The 5143-nt window shown below is 76.2% G+C and carries 4 protein-coding genes and 1 pseudogene; all 5 read right to left on the reverse strand.

What is annotated here, in order from left to right; translation table 11 throughout:
* Window positions 1–1732 (reverse strand): annotated as a pseudogene (locus tag ACFV4F_RS33140) (hypothetical protein); the annotation flags it as partial.
* A 178-nt stretch (window positions 1733–1910) separates the two neighbouring features.
* Window positions 1911–2840 (reverse strand): tRNA pseudouridine(55) synthase TruB, encoded by a 930-nt coding sequence (gene truB, locus ACFV4F_RS33145; RefSeq protein ID WP_380498213.1) that lies wholly within the window; start codon window positions 2838–2840, stop codon window positions 1911–1913.
* 50 nt (window positions 2841–2890) lie between these two features.
* The gene (locus ACFV4F_RS33150; RefSeq protein ID WP_380508150.1) at window positions 2891–4039 is read right to left on the reverse strand and encodes a bifunctional oligoribonuclease/PAP phosphatase NrnA; all 1149 of its coding nucleotides are present in this window, start codon (window positions 4037–4039) and stop codon (window positions 2891–2893) included.
* Between the two features lie 2 nt (window positions 4040–4041).
* Window positions 4042–4485, reverse strand: a complete 444-nt coding sequence (gene rbfA / locus ACFV4F_RS33155; RefSeq protein WP_380445463.1) for a 30S ribosome-binding factor RbfA — start codon at window positions 4483–4485, stop codon at window positions 4042–4044.
* Window positions 4486–4638: 153 nt separating this feature from the next.
* On the reverse strand, window positions 4639–4935 hold the full coding sequence (locus tag ACFV4F_RS33160; RefSeq protein ID WP_359972107.1) for a DUF503 domain-containing protein: 297 nt from the start codon (window positions 4933–4935) through the stop codon (window positions 4639–4641).
* Window positions 4936–5143: the final 208 nt, after the last annotated feature.

The raw sequence follows: 5143 nt of genomic DNA on the forward strand, positions 1-5143 counted from the left end.
ACCTTCCGCGCTCCAGCCCGCCCTCCCCCGCCCCGATCAACCGCCGGCCCGCTCGTTCCACCCCCCCGCACCCCGCCGCGCCTTTCCGCCGCCCCCCCCCGGCCCCCCCCCCGGCCGGGCGCACCGCGCCCTTGCGGTGCGCCCCGGGGCGGCGCGTCCGGCCCTCGCCGGCCGGCCACAGCGCCAGCTGCTGCGCCACCCGCAGGCAGCGCAGGTCGAGGTACGCGCCGAACAGTTCGCCCCGGTCCGCGGGCTCCCCCGCCAGCTCCAGCGCCCACAGCTCGCCGGCCAGCCGCACCGCCAGCGGGTGCCGCGCGTCGGCGGCGCCCGGCCGGCCCGGCGGCAGCCCGTACCGGCGCCGGACGCGCTCCGCCGCCTCGGCCGGCAGCGGCCCGAGGCGGTGCACGGCGAGGCTGGGCGGCGCCGGGCGGACCACCCGTACGGTCGGGGCGCTGGCCAGGTCGCCGTTCGCGGCCTCCTGGTGCGCTTCATCGCGGTGCCGGTCGTCGGCGGGGCCGTCGTCGCCCGGCTCGCTCCACTCCCCCGCGGCCGGGGTCTCCCAGTTCTCCTCCCCGCATGCCGCCAGCAGCCGGGCCCCGCAGCCCGTCAGCCACTCCCCCGCGGCCCGCAGCCAGGCCGCGCCCGGCGCCACGGGGGCCTCCTCCGGCCCGTCCAGGACGACCAGCAGCGGCCGCCCCGCCGCCGCGCAGAGGGCTGCGACGGGCTCCGGCGCGGGCGCCGCGACGCCCAGTTCGGCCGCCGCCCCGGCCAGCGCCCGCTCCAGCGGCTCGGCGAGCGACCGGTCCCCGGCCCGCAGGTCCGCGCCGCGCAGCCAGAGCGTGGGCAGCGGGCGGGCGCTGTCGGTGCGGCGCACGGCGAGGGCGGCGAGCTCGGTGCTGCGACCGCTGCCCGGCGCGCCGACGAGGACGGTGACGGTGGCTGCCGGCGCGTCCCCGGCGAGGCCGTCCGGCCGGTCGACCCGGTCGGCGGCGAGCCCGGCCACCCGGCCGGGACCGGCCCCGGCGGAGCCCAGCTGGACGCCGGCCAGCCGCAGCACCCCGGCGAGGTTGAGCGCGGGCCCGTACGCGGGCACCGCCGCCGCGTTGCGCGCCGTCAGCCCGGCCAGCTCCGGCGCGGGCGCCACCCCGCCGGCGGCCGGCACCGCCGGCAGCGCGCCGCCGTGCCACGGACCGCCCAGCGCGGGCGCGGCGAGCCCGACCACCGCGCCGCTGCGGGCGTCCAGCACCGGCGACCCGGCCGGCACGGCGACGCCCCCGACCACGGGGACGTCGAGCAGCAGCACCCCGCGCAGCAGGTGGACGCGGTCCGGCGCCGCGTACCCCGCGCCCGTCACCCCGAGCACGCCGCAGCGCAGCCCCACCACCCGTCCGTCCTCGCCGGCGAGCGCGGGCAGCAGCACCTGGCACCCGGCCCCCGCGGCGGCGACCGGCAGCGGCGGCACCGGCAGGCCGCCGACCGCGTCGGTGCGCAGCAGCGCCAGCCCGTGCCCCGGCAGCGGCAGCACGCTGTCCGGGCCGAGCACCCGGGTCTGCCCGCCGGGGGTGTGCAGCACCACGCGGTCCAGGCCCGCGACGCACTCGTGGGAGGTCAGCACGGTGCCCTGCGGGTCGGCGACGAACCCTAAGCCGTGCAGCCGCCCGTTGAGGTCGCGGATCCGCAGCAGGTACCGCCCCGGATCGCCCGCCGTGTCGCCGTCCAGGAATCCCGGCATGCGCCTGTCCTCCCCCGTGAAAGCGTCCCTCGTCCGACGCCCGGAGACCTGCCCGTCCCGGGGACGGCCCGACCGCCCACGCGCCGCTCACCACCGGCTTTCACCTCGCGCGCTCCCACAGACGAATGAACCCCCGCCGGAAGGCTCCGACGGGGGTTTCGGTTCGAGAAGGGGGGCGTCAGCCGACGAACACCGCCACGGGCTTCGCCTGCCCGCCCTGCTCCTCGACCAGCGCGAGGAAGCGCCCGTCCGGCCCGAACACGGCGATCGGCCCGTCCACGCCCATGCCGGGCGCCTTGAGCCGGGCGCCGTGCGACAGCTTCTCGGCCTGCGGGGCGTCGAGGTCCCAGCGCGGGAAGGCGGCCGCCGCCGCGTCCGCGATCGGCATGACCTCCAGCCCCGCGGCGGCCTCGCCGGTGACCGCGGCCTCCAGCTGCTCCAGGGTCCGTGCCGACTCCACCGAGTACGGCCCCACCTTGGTGCGCCGCAGCGCGGTCAGGTGCCCGCCGACGCCGAGCCCGGCGCCGAGGTCCCGGGCCAGCGCCCGGATGTAGGTGCCGGAGGAGCATTCGACGGTCACGTCCAGGTCGATCACCGGCGTGCCGTCCTCGGCGACCGCGGCGCGCTGGTCGTGCACGGTGAAGGAGTGGATCGTCGTCGGCCGGGCCGCGAGCTCGAACTCCTCGCCCTCGCGCACGCGCGCGTACGACCGCTTGCCGTCGATCTTGATCGCGCTGACCTTGGACGGCACCTGCATGATCTCGCCGGTCAGCGCCGCGATCCCGGTGTCGATCGCCGCCCGCTCCACCCCGTCCGCCGGGGTGGAGGAGGTGACCTCGCCCTCCCGGTCGTCGGTGATCGTGGTCTGGCCGAGGCGGATCGTCGCCTCGTACGTCTTGGCGGTGAGCATCAGGTGGCCGAGCAGCCGGGTGGCCCGCTCGACCCCGATCACCAGCACGCCGGTGGCCATCGGGTCGAGCGTGCCGGCGTGGCCGACCTTCCGCGTCCCGGCCAGCCACCGCAGCTTGGCGACCACCCCGTGCGAGGTGATGCCCTCCGGCTTGTCGACGATCACCAGGCCGTCGGGGCCGGTGCCTTTGCGCTTCATCGGGTTCTTTCTCTCAAACAACGGTCACAGCATGATCACACGCGGGACGTTCAGCCCATCGGCCGCAGGGCGTCCCGGAACCGCCCGACCACGGTGGTCACGTCCGCCCGGGCGCTGAACCCGGCCGCGTAGACGTGCCCCCCGCCGCCGAGTTCGGCGCAGGCCGCGGCGACGTCCACGGCGCCCTTGGAGCGCGAGGAGCCGCGCAGCGTCCCGTCCGGGTCCTGCTTGAGCACCAGCGCCACCTCGGCCTCGGCCGGGCGGCGCAGGATGTCGATGAGCCCCTCGATCTCCTCGATCGTGACGCTGAACAGCACGAGGTCCTGGTAGGGCACCCAGGTCCACACGAGTCCCAGTCCGCCCGCGGCGTCCGGCTCGTAGACCGCCCGGTCGAGGGCGCCCGCGAGCACCTTGAGGTAGCCGAAGGAGGAGGTGTCCCACAGCTGCCGGGAGATCAGGTCGTGCCGGATGCCGGTGGCCAGCAGCCGCCCGGCGAGTTCGTGGGTGGCGGGCGTGGTGGCCCGGTACTTGAACGAGCCGGTGTCGGTGGCGACGCCGGTGTAGAGGCAGGTGGCCAGGTCCTGGTCGAGCTCGACGCCGAGCCGCCGCAGCAGTTCGTCGACCAGCACGGCGGTGGCCGGCGCGGTCGGGTCGATCAGCTGGTGGGTGCCGAAGCCCGGGTTGGAGGCGTGGTGGTCGAGGACCACCAGCACGGGCGCGGCGAAGGCCTTGGCGTGCAGCAGGCCCAGCCGGCTCTCGGCGGCCACGTCGAAGCAGAGCACCAGCTCGGGGGTGTCCGGCACCTCGGCGGCCGGCACGATCAGCTCCTGGCCGGGCAGGAACGCGAGCGACTCGGGCACCACCTGCGGATCGTCGCCGAAGGAGACCCGCACGTCGTGACCGAGCCCGCGCAGTGCCAGCCCCGCCGCCAGGGCGGAGCCCAGGGCGTCGCCGTCCGGGCAGATGTGGCAGATCAGGTCGATCGTGCCGGCCCGCCCGATCTCGGCCACCACGGCCTGCCAGACCAGCTCGAAGCCGCTCTCCTCGGCCCGCGGCCCGGGGAGCACCGGCCCCTGGAGCGCGGAGCCCGCGAGCGCCGACCCTGGAAGCACCGCGAGGGCACCCTCCACCGCGCTGGTGAAGGACGCCCCCGTGGTCGAACCGGCCGCCGAACCGGCCTGCGCCGGCTCACCCGTCATGACTACTCGTCCTCGTCGTCACGCTCGGACGCCGGGACCTTGTACGGGTCCGCGTCGCCGGCGTAGGTCGCGCCCGCGGCCTGCGTGCGCACGGCCGCGTCGGAGCTGCGGGCCCGGTCGAGCAGGTCGTCGATGTTCCGGGCGTTCTCCGGCAGGGCGTCCGCGACGAAGGTCAGCGACGGGGTGAAGCGCACCCCGGTCTGCTTGCCGACCTCCGAGCGGAGCACGCCCTTGGCGCTCTCCAGCGCGGCCGCGGTGGCCTCGCGCTCGGTGTCGTCACCGAAGACGGTGTAGAAGACGGTGGCCTCGCGCAGGTCCCCGGTCACCCGGGTGTCGGTGATGGTCACGAACCCGAGCCTCGGGTCCTTGATCCGCCGCTCCAGGGTCTGGGCGACGACCACCTGGATGCGGTCGGCGAGCTTGCGCGCCCTTGCGGTGTCGGTCACGTTGCCTCCTCGTGCAATGGGCCCGGTACCCGGGCGAGCTGCCTGCCCGTCGGGGCCCACGCCCCAAAGTACCGGCCCGCGCCCGGCCTTGCGGGCGCTCTGGGTCCTGATCTGTGTGAGAACGGCGACTTCCGCCGGCGCGCTCCACAGGGGTTATTCGTCGTCGTCGTTGTGGTAGCGCCTCCTCGCGGCGAGGAGCTGCACCTCGGGGCGGCCGGCGACCAACCGCTCACAGCTGTCCAGGATCTCGGTGACGTACCCGGCTTCGCCGGACACCACCGCCAGACCGATCTCGGCCCGGCGGTGCAGATCCTGGTTCCCGGTCTCGGCAGCGCACACGCTGTACTTGCGCTGCAGTTCGGCCACGATGGGCCGCACGATCGAACGCTTCTCCTTGAGCGAGTGGACGTCGCCCAGCAGCAGGTCGAAGGTGAGTGTTCCCACGAACATGTGTGACAGGTCTCGCCGACCTGGAAGGCCTCGGGGGGACGGCCCGGACTCGGGCCGACACCGCGTCTGTTGACTACCCCGGACCCTACACAGCGAGACCGGGGCGGGGGGGGGGGGGGGGGGCACCCCCCCCCCCCCCCCCCCCCCCCCCCCCCCCCCCCCCCGCGGGGGGCGCAGAGCCGCGGGGGGGGTTTTTTTTTGTGAGAGT

Origin of the sequence: Kitasatospora sp. NPDC059722, assembly GCF_042733235.1 — a bacterium.
Lineage (GTDB): Bacteria > Actinomycetota > Actinomycetes > Streptomycetales > Streptomycetaceae > Kitasatospora.